The 15,326-nt window shown below is 65.5% G+C and carries 12 protein-coding genes; 6 read left to right on the forward strand and 6 right to left on the reverse strand.

Annotation, left to right across the window (positions count from 1 at the left end; genetic code table 11):
* Positions 1-48 precede the first annotated feature (48 nt).
* From VRZ08_RS04315 to VRZ08_RS04335, 5 genes are all read right to left on the reverse strand, one after another.
* On the reverse strand, positions 49-771 hold the full coding sequence (locus VRZ08_RS04315) for an ABC transporter ATP-binding protein (RefSeq protein WP_414531681.1): 723 nt from the start codon (positions 769-771) through the stop codon (positions 49-51).
* Positions 768-2,555 (reverse strand): ABC transporter permease subunit, encoded by a 1,788-nt coding sequence (locus VRZ08_RS04320; RefSeq protein ID WP_414531682.1) that lies wholly within the window; start codon positions 2,553-2,555, stop codon positions 768-770. Before VRZ08_RS04320 ends, VRZ08_RS04315 begins: the two co-directional genes overlap by 4 nt.
* 2 nt (positions 2,556-2,557) lie before the next feature.
* The gene (locus VRZ08_RS04325; protein WP_414531683.1) at positions 2,558-3,418 is read right to left on the reverse strand and encodes a branched-chain amino acid ABC transporter permease; all 861 of its coding nucleotides are present in this window, start codon (positions 3,416-3,418) and stop codon (positions 2,558-2,560) included.
* An 85-nt stretch (positions 3,419-3,503) separates the two neighbouring features.
* A complete protein-coding gene (locus tag VRZ08_RS04330) occupies positions 3,504-4,682 on the reverse strand; it encodes an ABC transporter substrate-binding protein (protein ID WP_414531684.1) in 1,179 nt (392 codons plus the stop codon).
* A gap of 177 nt (positions 4,683-4,859) precedes the next feature.
* Positions 4,860-6,479 (reverse strand): benzoate-CoA ligase family protein, encoded by a 1,620-nt coding sequence (locus VRZ08_RS04335; protein ID WP_414531685.1) that lies wholly within the window; start codon positions 6,477-6,479, stop codon positions 4,860-4,862.
* A gap of 166 nt (positions 6,480-6,645) precedes the next feature.
* Here VRZ08_RS04335 and hcrC point away from each other — a divergent pair, with 166 nt between their 5' ends.
* From hcrC to hcrB, 3 genes are read left to right on the forward strand one after another with little or no spacing between them, the layout of a single operon-like run.
* Positions 6,646-7,137: a 4-hydroxybenzoyl-CoA reductase subunit gamma gene (gene hcrC, locus VRZ08_RS04340; RefSeq protein ID WP_414531686.1), complete on the forward strand. Its 492-nt coding sequence runs from the start codon at positions 6,646-6,648 to the stop codon at positions 7,135-7,137.
* Positions 7,134-9,467 (forward strand): 4-hydroxybenzoyl-CoA reductase subunit alpha, encoded by a 2,334-nt coding sequence (gene hcrA / locus VRZ08_RS04345; protein WP_414531687.1) that lies wholly within the window; start codon positions 7,134-7,136, stop codon positions 9,465-9,467. Before hcrC ends, hcrA begins: the two co-directional genes overlap by 4 nt.
* Complete coding sequence (gene hcrB, locus VRZ08_RS04350) at positions 9,464-10,447, forward strand: 4-hydroxybenzoyl-CoA reductase subunit beta (protein WP_414531688.1); 984 nt, start codon at positions 9,464-9,466, stop codon at positions 10,445-10,447. The genes hcrA and hcrB overlap by 4 nt, the downstream gene beginning before the upstream one ends.
* 23 nt (positions 10,448-10,470) lie before the next feature.
* Here the strand turns inward: hcrB and VRZ08_RS04355 are convergent, their stop codons facing one another.
* A complete protein-coding gene (locus tag VRZ08_RS04355) occupies positions 10,471-11,196 on the reverse strand; it encodes a Crp/Fnr family transcriptional regulator (RefSeq protein ID WP_164572451.1) in 726 nt (241 codons plus the stop codon).
* Positions 11,197-11,388: 192 nt separating this feature from the next.
* On the opposite strand from VRZ08_RS04355, the gene VRZ08_RS04360 reads away from it, so the two are divergent.
* The 3 genes from VRZ08_RS04360 to boxC all read left to right on the forward strand — a co-directional run bounded on the left by VRZ08_RS04360 (position 11,389) and on the right by boxC (position 15,182).
* A complete protein-coding gene (locus VRZ08_RS04360; protein ID WP_414531689.1) occupies positions 11,389-12,501 on the forward strand; it encodes a Zn-dependent alcohol dehydrogenase in 1,113 nt (370 codons plus the stop codon).
* Between the two features lie 36 nt (positions 12,502-12,537).
* On the forward strand, positions 12,538-13,359 hold the full coding sequence (locus VRZ08_RS04365) for an alpha/beta fold hydrolase (RefSeq protein ID WP_107354163.1): 822 nt from the start codon (positions 12,538-12,540) through the stop codon (positions 13,357-13,359).
* 128 nt (positions 13,360-13,487) lie between these two features.
* Entirely contained in the window at positions 13,488-15,182 is a 1,695-nt protein-coding gene (gene boxC / locus VRZ08_RS04370) for a 2,3-epoxybenzoyl-CoA dihydrolase (protein ID WP_107354164.1), read from the forward strand.
* The last annotated feature ends 144 nt before the right edge of the window (positions 15,183-15,326 follow it).

Raw genomic sequence — 15,326 nt, forward strand, 5'->3', positions numbered from 1 at the left:
TATGCAGCCACGGCGCCGGGCGTCGATTGATCTTTGAGACGAGGCGGTTCAGACGCCCAGCATGGTTCTGACCATCTTCTGATCGGCGAGCAGCTCGGCCGAGGTGCCTTCGAACACCACCTGTCCCTTGGTCAGCACGACGTGGCGGTCGACCAGGTCGACCAGATCGTCGAGGTTCTTGTCGACGATCACGATCGAGATGCCCTTGCGGGCGATGATGCCGAGCGTTTCCCAGATCGCGTCGCGCATCTTGGGCGCAAGACCCTCGGTCGCTTCGTCGATCAGCAGGATGCTGGGATTGCTGAGCAGCACCCGGCCGATCGTCAGCATCTGCTGCTCGCCGCCGGACAGCTGATTGCCCCAGATCCGCCGCCGCTCGAATAGCCGCGGAAACATCTGGTAGATCGCTTCCTGGGTCCAGTCGACCCGGCCGTCGGGACCTGGGCGCGCCGCAAACAGCAGGTTTTCCTCGACCGACAGGTTGGGGAAGATGCCGCGGCCTTCCGGCACGAACCCCATGCCGGCGCGTGCCTTGATATTGGCCCTCGCATCCGTGACGTCGCGGCCGTCGAGCAGGATCGCGCCGCGCTTCGGCTTCAAGAGGCCCATCAGAGTCCGCAGCAGCGTCGTCTTGCCCATGCCGTTGCGGCCGAGCAGGCTGACCGTCTCGCCGCGGCCGACGTGAAAGTTCACGCCGCGCAGGATGTGGCTGGGCCCATAGAAGGTGTCGATGCCGCGCGCGTCGAGCATCGCCTGTGCCGATGCGGTCATGCCGACTCCTTCATCTTGGCATGATGGCCGAGATAGGCTTCGAGCACGGCTTCGTTGCGCCGGATCTCGTCGGGCCGGCCGCGGGCGAACAGCTTGCCCTGCACCAGCACCGTCAGCGTATCGGCAGCGGCGAACACCGCATCCATGTCGTGTTCGATCACGATCACGGTGTGGTCGCGCACCAGGTCGCGCAGCAGCGCCACCACCCGCTGGGTTTCCTCCGGCCCCATCCCGGCCAGCGGCTCGTCGAGGATCAAGAGATCGGCGCCGCTGGCGATCAGCATTGCGATTTCGAGCTGCCGCTGCTCGCCATTCGACATCCGTCCGGCAATGCTGTCGCCGCGATCGGCGAGTCCTGCGACCCGCAGGGCGCGGTCGACCGCGGCGTGTTCGCGCGCCCGATATGGCGCATCGCGCAGCCGCCACAACGCGCCCTTGTCGAGTTGTGCGGCGAGCACGCAGTTCTCGCGCACGGTGAAGCGCGGAAAGATGTTGGTGCGCTGATAGGAGCGGCCGAGGCCGGCGCGGGCGATCCGGTAGGCCGGCCAGCCGGTGACGTCGAGCTCGTCGATCTGCACACTGCCGGCGCTTGCCGGCAGCGCGCCGGACAACAGGTTGGTGAAGGTGGTCTTGCCGGCGCCGTTGGGGCCGATGATGGCGTGGACCTTGTTGGGCTCGAACGTCACGGTGACGTCGCTGACCGCCGCGATGCCGTTGAAGTTCTTGCTGAGATGGCTGGTCGCCAGGGCCTTCGCGGTCTTCGCCGGACGCTGCGGTTCGTCCACCGGAGGCCGCGCGGGTGTGGCCTGCGGCTGCTTGCGCCGCCAGTTCAACAGGCCGGCGAGGCCGTCCGGCGACATCAGCACCGCGGCGATCAGCGTCGCGCCGGTGCCGAGCCGCCAATGGTCGGCGACCAGCGAGCCGACGATGCTGGCGGTCTTCAGTAGTTCTTCCAACGACGAGTAGGCGAGCGCGCCGAGGATCGGGCCGAACAGCGTGCCGGCGCCGCCCAGCACTACCATCATGATGGCGAGACCGGACTGATGCCAGTTCAGCAGGTCGGGCGTGACGAAACCGTCGATCGAGGCGAACAGCGCTCCGGCAAGCCCCGCCACCATGCCGGCGATGGTGAAGGCGGCGAGCTTGTAGCGGTAGGTGTCGTAGCCGAGCGAGCTCATCCGCACCTCGTTGGCGCGGATGCCCTGCAGCACCCGGCCGAACGGCGAACGCACCAGCGCCAGCAGCAGGCCATAGGCGGCGATCAGCACGATGACGCAGACGTAATAGAATTGCCGGCGGTCGGAGAAATCCAGCAGCGTCAGGCCGCCCAGCGTCAGTTCGGGTTTGACGTTGATGTAGGCGCCGTCCGAGCCCTTGGCGATGTCGGTGTCGTGGAACAGCGCGAACAGCATCTGGCCGGCGGCCAGCGTTACCATGATGAAATAGAAGCCGCGCGTCAGCGTCGCGAACGCGCCCACCACCAGCGCGGCAACCCCGCCGGCAACTAAGCCGGCGCCGAGCGCGACGATAACGTTGGCGGCTTCCGCTTCCGGCGAGACGAAATACACCGCATAGGCGCCGCAGCCGAAGAACGCGGCGTGCCCGAAACTGACCAGGCCGGTGACCCCGATCAGCAGGTCAAGGCTGAGCACGAAGGTCGCGATGATCACGATCCGGGTCATCAACTTCACGGGATACGGTCCGGCGACGAACGGCAGCGCCAGCAGGCAGCCGAGCAGCACCGTGAAGAATAGGATGACAACGAGGTTGGGACGGGTCAGCATCGTCAGGCCCGCCCGAATAGCCCGGCCGGGCGGATCACCAGCACCAGCGCCATCAGCGCGTAGATGATGATGCTGGAGAATTGCGGCAGGAACACCTTGCCGAACGCGTCGGCCATGCCGATCAGCAGCGATCCGATGAATGCGCCGCGGACCGAGCCAATGCCGCCAATCACCACGACCACGAAGGAGATGATCAGCACGCGGTCGCCGATGCCTGGATAGGCGCTTTCGATCGGGGCCGCCAGCATGCCGGCGGTAGCGGCCAGTGCGACGCCGGTGGCGAACACCATGCGGAAGATCAGCCGCGAGTCGAAGCCGAGCGCCTCGACCATCTCGCGGTTGGATTCGGCGGCGCGGATCAGGCGGCCGATCCGGGTCTTCTGAATCACCAGCGCCATCGCGATGGCCAGCGCGACGCAGATCGCCATCAAGGCCAGCCGATATACCGGATAGCTGAGGCCTTCGGTGAGCCGGACGCTGTGGGCCAGATAGCCAGGCGCCGGGATCGAGTGCGGATACGAACCCCACACCACCTGCTGGAATTCGTTGAAGATCAGGATCAGCGCGAAAGTCAGCAGCACCTGCTGCAGGTGATCGCGATCGTAGAGGTGGCGGATGAACAGCCACTCGATCGCCAGACCGAGCAGGAAGGCGAGCGGGATGCCGACAACCAGTGCCAGAAAGACGTCGCCGAACATGCCGGTCAGCGACAGCGCCAGATAGGCGCCGAGCATGTAGAACGAGCCGTGCGAGAGATTGATGACGCCGAGAATGCCGAACACCAGTGTTAGGCCGCTGGCGGCCAGAAAGATCACCAGTCCGGTCTGAAGGCCGTTCAGCGCCTGGATCAGAATGAGACTCATGGGAACCTGTCACCGATATCGGTCGGGCAGGGCCGCGGACGGCGACGATGCGCCGGCCGCTGCCGAACCCTCAGTCGGGCAGTTGTCAGCTCAGCTTGCAGCCGATCGCTTCGTCGGCCACCGCCGGTGAGGCGAGGCCGAGATTGACGCTCTTGCCGCCCTTCAGCTCGCGCAGATAGAAGTTCTGCACCGGGTTATGCGCGGCCGACAATTTGAACGGTCCACGCGGGCTGGCGAAGCTCGCCGCCGCCATCGCGGCATTGAGCTCCTTGCGCTTAGCGACGTCGCCGCCGACAGCCTTGAGGCCGGCGTCGAGCAGTTGCCCGGCGTCCCAGCCCTGCACCGCGAAGACGTCCGGCGGGATCTTGTAGGCCGCCTCGAACGATTTGACGAACGCCTGGTTCTCGGCGTTGTCGAGGTCGCTGACGTAGTGCAGCACGGTCTTGATGCCGTCGCCGGCCGGGCCGGCCGCGGCTTCGACGCCATCCGTGAGGAAGCCCGGTCCCCACAGCGGAATGCCGAGATTGGCTGCCGCATAGTCCTTGATGAACTTCAGCGCGCCGCCGCCGGAGAAGAACGCATAGACGCAATCCGGCTTCAGCGATGCGATCTCGGCCAGCGCCGACTGGAATTCGACGTCGGGAAACGCGATGGTGATGTCCTTGACCACTTCGCCCTTGCCGGCGGTGAACGACTTCTTGAAGCCGGACACCATCTCTTCGCCTGCCGCATACTTCCAGGTGACAGTCACAGCCTTTTTCAGGCCGGCCTTGATCATGGCATCGCCGGTGGCGCGGCCGATTTGGCCGTTGGCGAACGAGGTGCGGAATACGTTCGGGGCGCACATCGCGCGGGTGATGATGTCAGCTCCGGCGTTCGGCACGATGGTCGGAATGCCGTCCTCGCGGGCGATCTTCACCATCGCCATCGCCACGCCGGAATGCACCGTGCCGATCAGCACGTCGGCCTTCTCGCTCTGGATCAACTTGGTGGTGAGTTCGGTGGCCTTCGGCGGTGCGGATTCATCGTCGACTTTGACGAAGCTGATGCTCCTGCCGCCGAGCGTGCCGCCCTGCGATTGCACATACAGCTCGAGGCCGCGGGTGATGGCTTCGCCGAGCGGTGCATAAGTCCCGCTATAGGGCAGCAGCAGGCCGACCTTCAGGGCGCCGGCTTGCGCGTAGGACGGGCGAATAAACGGGCCGCAGGCCAGCGCGGCACCAGCCGACGCTCCGAGCGACAACAGACGACGTCGATCGATCATGGTAGTCCTCCCCTCGGTCTTCCCTTCGCGAGCGATCAGCTCGTCATTTTGCTTTTTCGGTACTTTATTGCGACTATTACATCGGGCCAGATCATTTTGCGAGACGCCAATGAGGCCGATGGTCGCATCGTCAGTCTTGCTGATGTTGCGCTGCACCCGCAAGCGCCGACTTGGTTGTCATCGTCCGCTGCCGGCGGCGGCGCGTCCATACACCACGCGGTCAGCGCGCGTGTTTTCCGTCGCGTCCACTCCGCCGAGTGTCATCTCGCGCAGCAGATAGCGCTGCAGCTTGCCGCTCGATGTCTTCGGCAGATCGTCCATGATCTGAATCCAGCGCGGATATTTCCACGGCCCGATCGCGGACTTGACGTGGTCTTTCAGCTCTTCGAACAGTGCGTTGGGGTCGACCTCGGCGCAGCATGACAGCACGACGAACGCCTTTGGCTTGACAAGCCCGTCGACGTCCTCGGCGGGGATCACCGCAGCTTCCAGCACCTTGGGGTGGCTCATCAGCGCCTGTTCGATTTCGAAGGGTGACACCCAGATGCCGCTGACCTTGAAGATGTCGTCGGTTCGTCCGCAATAGGTGTAAACGCCATCGGCGCGCCGGTGATATTTGTCGCCTGTCCGGGTCCACTCACCGACGAATGTAGTGCGTGTCTTGTCGCGCTGATTCCAATAGCCCGCGGCGGCCGAGCGGCCGTTGACCAGCAATTCGCCGATCTCGCCGTCGGCCACGTCGTCTCCGCTCTCGTCGACCAGCCGTAGCCGGTAGCCGTCGACCGGCACACCTGACGTTCCGTATTCCACGGCGTGTGGGAGGTTGGTCAGGAACAGGTGGCCCATCTCGGTCGAGCCAACACCGTTGACGATGTCGCGGCCGAAACGATTGCGCCAGCTGAGCCCGACCTGCGCCGGCAGCGGTTCGCCGGCAGAGACGCACAGCCGCAGCCGGTCCGGGAGTGCCTCGGTGCGGGAGCGCGGATCGGCCAGCATTGCCGCGTACAGTGTCGGCACCGCGAACAGCATCGTCGGCTGATGTGCCTGCAAAGTATCGAACACCGAGTCGGCAGTCGGCCGCTCGGGGTACAGCACCGAGGTGGCGCCGATCCCCATGGTGCAGAACATCGCGTTGCCGAGCCCATAGGCGAAAAACAGCTTGGCTGCCGAGAACACCACGTCATCTTCGCGATAGCCGATCCGCCGGCCGGCATTTTCGGCCATGACGCGCGGACTCGAATGCACGTGCATCACGCCTTTCGGCATCCCCGTGGTGCCCGAGGAATATTGCCAATAGGCGATGTCGTCCGCGCAAGTCGCAGCGGGGGCGCCGCCTTCGTCCTCGGCGGCGAGCAGCTCAGCCAGTTGCAGGGTTGACGGGGAAGCGTCATCGACGGTGACCACCGTGCGCAGATGCGGCAGATCGGCCGCGGCCTCCTCAATTGCCGGCAGGAATTCCGACGACGCGAACACCACCTTGGATCGCGAATCTTCCAGCAGATAGCGATACTGATCCGCATTCAGCCGGGTGTTGAGCAGCACCGGAACGATCCCGGCGCGGATCGCGCCCCAGAACAGGATCGGGAAGTCGACGGTGTCCTTGAGCACCAGCGCAATGCGGTTTTCCTGCTCGACGCCGAGGCGTGCCAGCATCGGGCCGACGCGTGCGACGGCGTCGCGCAGCTCACCGTATCTCAAGCTGCGCTGCGGATCGATGAAGGCGATTTTGCTGCCCCGGCCTTCCGCAACGTTGCGGTCGACGAAATCGACCGCCGCGTTGTAGTCGCGTAGCGGCATGGTTCCCTCCAACGTCTATGAATTGGAGTGATCTAAGCGTTCGCCCGGAGTGATCTCCTTGATTTTTGCTAAGCGCTTAGTCGACTGTTGTGGCGTGACGATCGCTTGACTTTGGTCATGGATGCCGTCCTCCCGCGCCGACAGTCTTGGGGCAAGGGAGCGACCCATGGATGAAACGATGCTGCGACGCCGCAAGCGGCTGCTCGGCCTGAACGTCAATGGCCGATGGCGCGAGGACGCGGTTACCGACGACATGTTGCTAGTCGATTACTTGCGCGATATCGCCGGGCTCACCGGCGTCAAGATAGGATGCGACGGCGGCGAGTGCGGTGCTTGCACCGTGCTAATCGACGGCGAAGCAACTCCGTCGTGCCTTGTACTGGCGGTGCGCTGCGAGGGACGTCACGTCGAGACGGTCGAGGGCCTGGCGGCGAATGGGCGGCTGCACCGGCTGCAGCAGACATTTCACGAGCGGCTCGGGGCCCAATGCGGCTTCTGCACGCCCGGCATGATCATGGCGGCCGAAGGTCTGTTGCGCCGCCATCCGTCCCCGACCGACGACGAGATCAGGACGGCTCTGTCAGGTAATCTCTGCCGTTGCACCGGCTACGCCAAGATCGTCGAATCGGTGCAGGCCGCCGCGGAGATCGCGCCATGAGCGGTTCCGCGTTTCAGGGAGGCCTCGACCGTGCCGGCGTTCCGCTGGTCGACGGCATCGATAAAGTCACCGGGCGAGCGCGTTATACCGCGGATCTCGATCATGCCGGCGCACTGGTCGCGCGCATTCTGCGCAGTCCGATCAGTCATGGCGAAATCGCCCGGCTGGATATCAGCAAGGCGCTCGCGCTGAAGGGCGTCGCGGCGATCGTCACCGGGGAGGACTGCGCCATCACCTACGGTGTGCTGCCGATCGCGATGAACGAATATCCGATGGCCCGTGATCGCGTCCGGTATCGAGGCGAACCGATCGCCGCGGTGGCAGCCGTCGACGAAGAGACGGCACAGCGCGCGCTCGACCTGATCGAATGCGAATTCCGAAAGCGCCCGGCCTACTATGAGTCCGAGGCTGCGCGCGCCCCGGATGCCTGGCTGCTGCACGACAACAAGCCGGGCAATATCGAACGCGAAGTTCACAACGAGTTCGGCGATCTCGCCGCGGGCTTCGAAGCCGCCGACCTGGTCCGTACCCACACGCACCATTGTGCGGAGGTCAACCACGCCCAGATCGAGCCGCATGCCTGCCTGATGGATTACGATCCGGCCACCGGGAGGCTGACCGCCCAGAGCGTGTCACAGGTCGGCTATTATCTGCACCTGATGCTGGCGCGCTGCCTCGAGATCGATCCGTCGCTTGTGCGGGTGATCAAGCCGTTCGTCGGCGGCGGCTTCGGCGCGCGGGTGGAAGTGCTGAACTTCGAGGTGATCGCCGCGCTCCTCGCCCGTAAGGCCGGCGGCAAAGTGTCGATGCGGCTGAGCCGTGAAGAGACCTTCATCACCCACCGCGCTCGGCCGCAGACCGACATCACCTTGACGATCGGCATGCGCCGCGACGGCCGGCTCACCGCCTGCTCATGCGAAGTGGTGCAGCGCGGCGGTGCTTATGCGGGTTACGGCATCGTCACCATCCTGTATGCCGGCGCGCTGCTGCAGGGTTTGTACGACATTCCGGCGGTCAAATACGACGGCTACCGCGTCTATACCAACTTGCCGCCGTGCGGCGCGATGCGCGGGCACGGCTCGGTCGACGTCCGTCACGCTTTCGAGAATTTGGTCGACCGGATGGCGCGTGAACTCGGCCTCGATGCTTTTGCGGTGCGCCGTGCCAATCTGCTGGCGGCGCCGACGCGCACGCTCAACGATCTGATGGTCAACAGCTACGGCCTCGCCGAGTGTCTCGACAAGGTCGAGCGTGCCAGCGGCTGGCGCGAGCGGATCGGCCGGCTGCCGCCGGGCAAAGGCCTCGGCATGGCCTGCTCGCACTATGTCAGCGGCTCGGCCAAGCCGATCCATTTCACCGGCGAGCCCCACGCGGTGGTGGCGCTGCGGCTCGATTTCGACGGCGGCGTCACCGCGCTGACCGGTGCCGCTGACATCGGCCAGGGATCGTCGACCGTGGTGGCGATCACGGTCGCCGAAACGCTGGGCATCGCGCTGAACCGGGTCCGGGTGATCTCCGGAGACTCCGCGATCACTCCGAAGGACAATGGCGCGTATTCGTCGCGCATCACTTTCATGGTCGGCAACGCCGCCATCGATGCGGCGACGAAGTTGAAACAGATCCTGATCGCGGCGGCAGCCCGCAAGCTCGAAGCCGCGCCGGAGCAGATCGAGTGTGCCGGCGAGAGCTTCTTCATCGGCAGCGGTGCCCAGGCCGCGCTCGGTTTCGCCGAAGTGGCCAAAGCCGCGCTGGTCGACGAGGGCGCCATCACGGTCAAGGGCACTTTCACCTGCCCGCCGGAATCGCAGGGCGGCAAACATCGCGGCGGCGCGGTCGGTTCGACTATGGGATTCAGCTACGCGGCGCAGGTGGTCGAGGTCAGCGTCGATGACGCGACCGGCCTGATCACCGTCGACAAGGTCTGGGCGGCGCTGGATTGCGGCCGCGCCATCAATCCGCTCGCGGTGGTCGGGCAGGTGCAGGGCGCGGTGTGGATGGGGATGGGGCAGGCGATGTGCGAGGAGACGCGCTATCTCGACGGGCTGCCTGCCCATGCCAGCTTTCTCGAATACCGGATGCCGACGATGATCGAATCGCCTCCGATCGAGGTCGCGATCGTCGAAAGCGTCGATCCGTTCGGGCCGTTCGGCGCCAAGGAGGCCAGCGAAGGTGCGCTCGCTGGTTTTCCGCCGGCGATGGTCAATGCCGTCGCCAATGCGATCGGCATCGATCTCGATGATCTGCCGGCGACGCCCGATCGCGTCGTCGAGGCTCTGGCGCGGCGGCGGCGCGAAGCGAAGCGCGCAGTGGCGGTGAGGGCCGCCTCATGACGGGCCTGAACGCGTTGAATTTGCTTCGTCCGGGCTCGGTCGATGAGGCGATCGCCGCACTGCTGGCGCATCCGGGAGGACGGCTGCTCGGCGGCGGCACGGATCTGCTCGTCAACATGCGGCGCGGCATCGCTCAGCCTGAGACGCTGATCGACACCACCGGCATTGCCGAGATCAAGCGGCTCGTCGCAGATGGCAGCGGCGTGACCATCGGCGCCGGGGTCACCGTGGCGACCCTCGCCGCCGACGGCTTGGTCGCGGCCCGCTATCCGGCGCTGAGCCAAGCTGCTCGCAGTGTGGCGGGGCCCGGTCATCGCAAGCTCGGCACCGTCGGTGGCAATCTCTGCCTCGACACCCGCTGCATCTACTACAATCAGACCGAATGGTGGCGCGAGGCTAATGCGTACTGCCTGAAGAATCGCGGCGACACTTGTCACGTCGCCCCGAAGGGCAACCGCTGCCACGCCGCCTTCAGCGGCGATCTCGCGCCGGCCCTGCTGGTGCTCGGCGCCGAGGTTGAGATCGCCGGGCCGGGCGGCCGGCGCCGCATCGCGCTCGGTGAATTGTATGTTGAAGACGGACGGGCGCATCTCGCGCTGCGGCCGGGCGAGGTTGTTGTTGCGGTGCGGTTGCCGCCCGACTCGCCCGCGTCGCGCTACGTCAAGGTGCGGCAGCGCGGCGCAATCGACTACCCGCTGGCCGGCATAGCGGTTGCGCTGACGCGTTCCGGCTCCAAGATCGCGCAGCTTCGCATCGCGCTGACGGGGACCAATTCAAGGCCGTTCCTGCTCGCCGAGACCGCCGTCTTTTCGCAGCGACCGCTCGACGATGCGATACTGCGCGAGATCGATCGGCTGGTGCAGAAACAAGTGCAGCCGATGCGGACGACGCTGATGCCGGCCAACTACCGGCGCGTCGTCGCGGCGGCTCTGGCGAGCCGCGTGACGGCCGAGCTGTTTGCCTCGCTGGCGCAGGGCTGAGGCGGCCATTCGCGAATGAGCGCTTAGCGCACGGCCTGCAGCTTGCCGCGCACCGCACTGCGGCCGTCCGTCGCCAGCTTGCGCAACCTTGCGACGTCGCGCACGGCGACCTGCGACGCCTCGACGGTGACACCGATGCTGCGCAGCTTGGCGAAGGCCCGCGACAGTGATTCCGGCGTCAACCCCAACTCACCGGCGATCAGCGCCTTGTCGTAGGGCAGCACCAGCGCGCAGGAGCCGTGCTCGGCGATCGCCAGCGAGGCGAGGAATTCGGCGAGCCGCTGCACCCCGCTCTGCGCCTTGAGCTGTTCGACCCGCTGCACCAGATGGTGCATGTGCTGGCAGATCGAAGCGATCATCGGCACCGAGATATCAGGGTTGGCCCGGATGCAGCGGACCAGATGATCAGCAGGGATTCGCGCGACCCGCGCGTCGGTGACGGCTTCGGCGTTGGCCAGATAGCGGTGGCCGGTCAGCGCTGCGGCTTCGGCGAAACTGCCGCCGCGGCTCATGATTTCGATCACGGCCTCGTCGCCGGCCAGATTGCTGCGAAACAGCTTGACCCAGCCGCCGACGACGATGAAGAACGCGGTCGCCGGCTCGTCCTGGCGCACGATCGACTCGCGCGGCCGCAGGCTGATCGCGGTGGCCGGCGCGATCATGTGCGCGACGGTCTCCGCCTTCAGTCCGCGAAACACGGCGATCCGGGTGATGACCTGTAGATCACCACCGGTCAGCTTCGAAGCCATCGAGAGCGTTTCCAAGTTTGATTAGGCGAACTACACCCCATGCGGGTTTCGCGGTTCCTTGATCGCCATCAACTATTTTGTGCATTCCGGTACGAAATTATGTTGCATTGCAGCGCCATGTTGCAAAGCAATCACCCGTACTGTGCCGCGGAGGCGCGTTGAAAACCTGCGAGCCGCTGCTAACGTGCGGGCATGGACATTCGGGCGGCGGTGTTTCGGGAGGTCGGCGCGGCGCTCCGCGTCGAGCGGATTGTGCTGGATCCGCCGCAGCCGACCGAGGTCTTGGTGCGGCTCGCCGCGATCGGCCTGTGCCGCACCGATTATCACGTGATGCGTGGCGAGCGCCGTGTTGCGATGCAGCCGATGGTGCTGGGGCATGAAGCCGCGGGTGTCGTCGAGGCGATCGGCGATCAGGTGCAGGGCGTTGCGCCGGGCGATCACGTGGTGCTCACCTTCATTCCCGGCTGCGGCCGTTGTCGCTGGTGCCAGCGCGGATTGCATCATCTATGCGCCGAGGGGCCGCGCATCACGCATGGGCCGCAGCTCGACGGCAGCTTTCGCCGGCGCGACGCCGACGGCCACGGCGTTGGCGCGTTCTGCATGATCGGAGCGTTTGCCGAAGCCACCGTCGTCGATCAGGCCTCGGTGCTGGTGATCGAGAAGGATATTCCGCTCGACCATGCCAGCCTGATCGCTTGCGGCGTGCCGGCCGGTGTCGGCGCGGCGCGCCATCGCGCGCGCGTCAAGCCGGGAGATACGGTGTTGGTGGTCGGCTGCGGCGGCGACGGCATGAACGTGGTGCAGGGCGCAAAACTCTGCGGCGCGTCGATGATCATCGCTGCCGACATCGTCGCACCGAAGCTGGAATGGGCGCGGAGCTTCGGCGCCACCCACGGCACCACGGCGCAAGGCGACGAGCTGATCAGCACCGTGCAGGCGTTGACTGAAGGCGTCGGTGTCGATCACGCCTTCGTCTGCATCAACCCAGCCGAAACGTTGCTGCCGGCGTTTCGTGCCACCGCCAAGGCCGGCAACGTCGTGGTCACTGCGATCACGCCCGACACCGTCAAGCAGATCGACGTGCCGCCGCTGGAACTGTTCGCCACTCAGAAGGCGATCATGGGCGCGGTGTACGGCTTTGCCAGCCCGCGCGTGCAGATCCCCGAACTGCTGGGCCTGTATCGCCGCGGCGATCTCAAGCTTGGTGAGCTGATCAGCCGAACCTATCGGCTCGACGAGATCAACCAAGGCTATGCCGACCTCGACGCCGGGCGAAACCTGCGCGGCGTAGTGCTGATCGATTAAAGTCAGTGCGCAAGGCCGATGACAAAAGGAAGAACAATGGCAGGCTTGAGCCCGACCGGCACGCTGGCGATCGACGGCGCCCAGTTGGAATATCGCTTCACCGGTCCGCAGCCGGACGTCGCACCGACCCTTGTGTTGCTGCACGAAGGTTTGGGCTCGGCGGCGCTGTGGGGCGAGCTTCCGGACAAGCTCGCGGCCGCGACCGGTGCCGGCGTGTTCGCATATTCCCGCGCCGGCTATGGCCGCTCGACGCGTGCCGCGTTGCCGCGCCCGCTCGACTACATGCATCGCGAGGCTTTGCAGGTGCTGCCGCGGGTGCTTGACCAGATCGGCTTTCGCCGCGGGCTGCTGGTTGGCCACTCTGACGGGGCTTCGATTGCGGCGCTGTATGCGGGTGGTGTCGCCGATCACCGCGTTCGCGGGGTCTCGCTGATCGCGCCGCACTTCATCGTCGAAGACATTTCGGTGGCGTCGATCGCGGCGATTCGGACGACGTACGAGGCGACCGAGCTGCGTGCCAAGCTGGCGCGCTGGCACGGCGACGTCGACAATGCTTTTTACGGCTGGAACGATGCCTGGCTCGATCCGGCGTTTCGCGCCTGGGACATCGCCGACTCGCTTGCCTACATCCGGGTGCCGCTGCAGATCGTGCAGGGCGAGAACGACCAATACGGAACGGTGCGGCAGATCGAGATTGCGCGTTCGGAATGCTATTGCCCGCTTGAAGTCGAATTGCTCGCGGGAGCGGGGCATTCGCCGCATCGCGAAGCCGCCGACGCGACGCTGCGGCTGATCGCCGGCTTCGCGGACCGCATTCTGAGCGGCCATGCCGAGGCGACCGGCGGTCGCGCAGCCTGATCAGCCCTCGACAACGAACCAAGCTGTCTCGCATTAAAATGCATCAAAGTCGCATTTACGGCTGGACTCCCCGCCGAAACATGAATTATAATGCATATTAGAAGCAAGAGGAAACGCAGGGAGCCGCCATGGCCGAGGCCGCAGACACGCGCCCGCTCGCGAACGGAGCTGTGCGGGTCGATTTTCAGACCGAGCCGTCCCGCTATCGGCATTGGAAGCTGACGGTTGATGGCGAGATCGCGACGCTCACCCTCGACGTCGACGAGAATGGCGGTCTGTTCGAAGGCTACCAGCTCAAGCTGAATTCCTACGATCTCGGCGTCGACATCGAACTCGCCGACGCGATGCAGCGGCTGCGGTTCGAATATCCCGCCGTGAAGGTGATCCTGCTACGCTCCGCCAAGAACCGGGTGTTCTGCGCCGGCGCCAATATCCGGATGCTGGCCGGCGCCAGCCACGTCCACAAGGTCAACTTCTGCAAGTTCACCAACGAGACACGCAACGGCATCGAGGATTCGTCGCAGCATTCCGGCCAGCGCAGCATCGCCGTGATCAACGGCACCGCGGCCGGCGGTGGCTACGAACTCGCGCTCGCCGCCGATCACATCATTATGGCCGACGACGGCTCCGCCGCGGTGGCGCTGCCGGAAGTACCTCTACTCGCGGTGCTGCCCGGCACCGGCGGTCTGACGCGCGTGATCGATAAGCGCAAGGTTCGCCGCGATCATGCCGATGTGTTCTGCACCATCGAGGAAGGTATCAAGGGCAAGCGCGCGGTGCAGTGGCGACTGGTCGACGACATCGTCGCGACCACCAAGCTCGACGCCAAGGTGGCCGAGCGCGCCCGCGAACTTGCTGCTGCCTCGCCGCGCAACGGAAGCGGCGCAGGCGTGCAACTGACGCCGCTGCAGCGCCAGTTCGACGACACCAGCGTGCGCTACGGCTTGGTCGGCGTCGAGATCGATCGCGCCGCCCGGATCGCGACCATCACGCTGACGGGACCGGACGCGGCGCCGCCGACGTCGGTCGAGGCGCTGCAGGCGCAAGGCGCGTCGTTCTGGCTGTTGCAGCTCGCCCGCGAACTCGACGACGCCATTCTGCATCTGCGGCTGAACGAGCCGGAGCTGGGACTTTGGGTGTTCAAGTCGCACGGCGATGCAACCCAAGTGCTGGCTTACGACACACTGCTCGAAGCGCACAAGGATCACTGGCTGGTCAACGAGATCCGCCATTTCTGGAAGCGCGTGCTGAAACGCGTCGATGTCACGTCGCGCTCGCTGGTGACGTTGGTGGAGCCCGGCTCATGCTTCGCCGGCACTCTGGCGGAGCTCGTATTCGCCGCCGACCGCAGCTACATGCTGATCGGCTCCCGTGAGGGCGATAATCGTCCGCCGCCGATGCTGACACTGTCAGAACTCAACTTCGGTGCCTATCCGATGAGCCACGGCCTCACCCGGCTGCAGTCGCGCTTCCAAGCCGATCCGGCCGACCACGCGGCGGTGCAGGGCAAAGCCGGCGAAGCGCTCGATGCCGAGGCCGCAGAAATGCTCGGTCTGGTCACGTTCGCGCTCGACGATATCGATTGGGATGATGAGGTCCGCGTCTTTCTGGAAGAGCGCGCATCTTTCTCGCCCGACAGTCTCACCGGCATGGAAGCGAACCTGCGCTTCGTCGGCCCCGAGACGATGGAGTCGAAGATCTTCGCGCGCCTCACGGCCTGGCAGAACTGGATCTTCCAGCGCCCCAACGCAGTCGGAGAGGTCGGCGCGCTGCGCCGTTACGGCAGCGGCCAGAAGCCGCAATTCGATATGACGAGAGTCTGACGCGAGCGATCAGCTCGATGTAGTGCGCTCTCGCTGAAACGAGAGCCCTGCTTCGTCATTGCGAGCGAAGCGAAGCGATCCAGGACCGCGCGCGAGGCCGCTGGATTGCTTCGTCGCTTCGCTCCTCGCAATGACGACGACAAA

It is taken from the genome of Rhodopseudomonas sp. G2_2311, from assembly GCF_047501505.1.
In the GTDB taxonomy this organism is placed as follows: domain Bacteria; phylum Pseudomonadota; class Alphaproteobacteria; order Rhizobiales; family Xanthobacteraceae; genus Rhodopseudomonas; species Rhodopseudomonas palustris_H.

Bases quoted from the DNA above. Each gene is read 5' to 3' on its own strand.
- hcrA (WP_414531687.1), top strand. From the start codon at position 7,134: ATGAGCGGTTCCGCGTTTCAGGGAGGCCTCGACCGTGCCGGCGTTCCG.
- hcrB (WP_414531688.1), top strand. From the start codon at position 9,464: ATGACGGGCCTGAACGCGTTGAATTTGCTTCGTCCGGGCTCGGTCGAT.
- VRZ08_RS04320 (WP_414531682.1), bottom strand. From the start codon at position 2,555: ATGCTGACCCGTCCCAACCTCGTTGTCATCCTATTCTTCACGGTGCTG.
- VRZ08_RS04315 (WP_414531681.1), bottom strand. From the start codon at position 771: ATGACCGCATCGGCACAGGCGATGCTCGACGCGCGCGGCATCGACACC.
- VRZ08_RS04360 (WP_414531689.1), top strand. From the start codon at position 11,389: ATGGACATTCGGGCGGCGGTGTTTCGGGAGGTCGGCGCGGCGCTCCGC.
- hcrC (WP_414531686.1), top strand. From the start codon at position 6,646: ATGGATGAAACGATGCTGCGACGCCGCAAGCGGCTGCTCGGCCTGAAC.
- VRZ08_RS04335 (WP_414531685.1), bottom strand. From the start codon at position 6,479: ATGCCGCTACGCGACTACAACGCGGCGGTCGATTTCGTCGACCGCAAC.
- VRZ08_RS04365 (WP_107354163.1), top strand. From the start codon at position 12,538: ATGGCAGGCTTGAGCCCGACCGGCACGCTGGCGATCGACGGCGCCCAG.
- boxC (WP_107354164.1), top strand. From the start codon at position 13,488: ATGGCCGAGGCCGCAGACACGCGCCCGCTCGCGAACGGAGCTGTGCGG.
- VRZ08_RS04355 (WP_164572451.1), bottom strand. From the start codon at position 11,196: ATGGCTTCGAAGCTGACCGGTGGTGATCTACAGGTCATCACCCGGATC.
- VRZ08_RS04325 (WP_414531683.1), bottom strand. From the start codon at position 3,418: ATGAGTCTCATTCTGATCCAGGCGCTGAACGGCCTTCAGACCGGACTG.
- VRZ08_RS04330 (WP_414531684.1), bottom strand. From the start codon at position 4,682: ATGATCGATCGACGTCGTCTGTTGTCGCTCGGAGCGTCGGCTGGTGCC.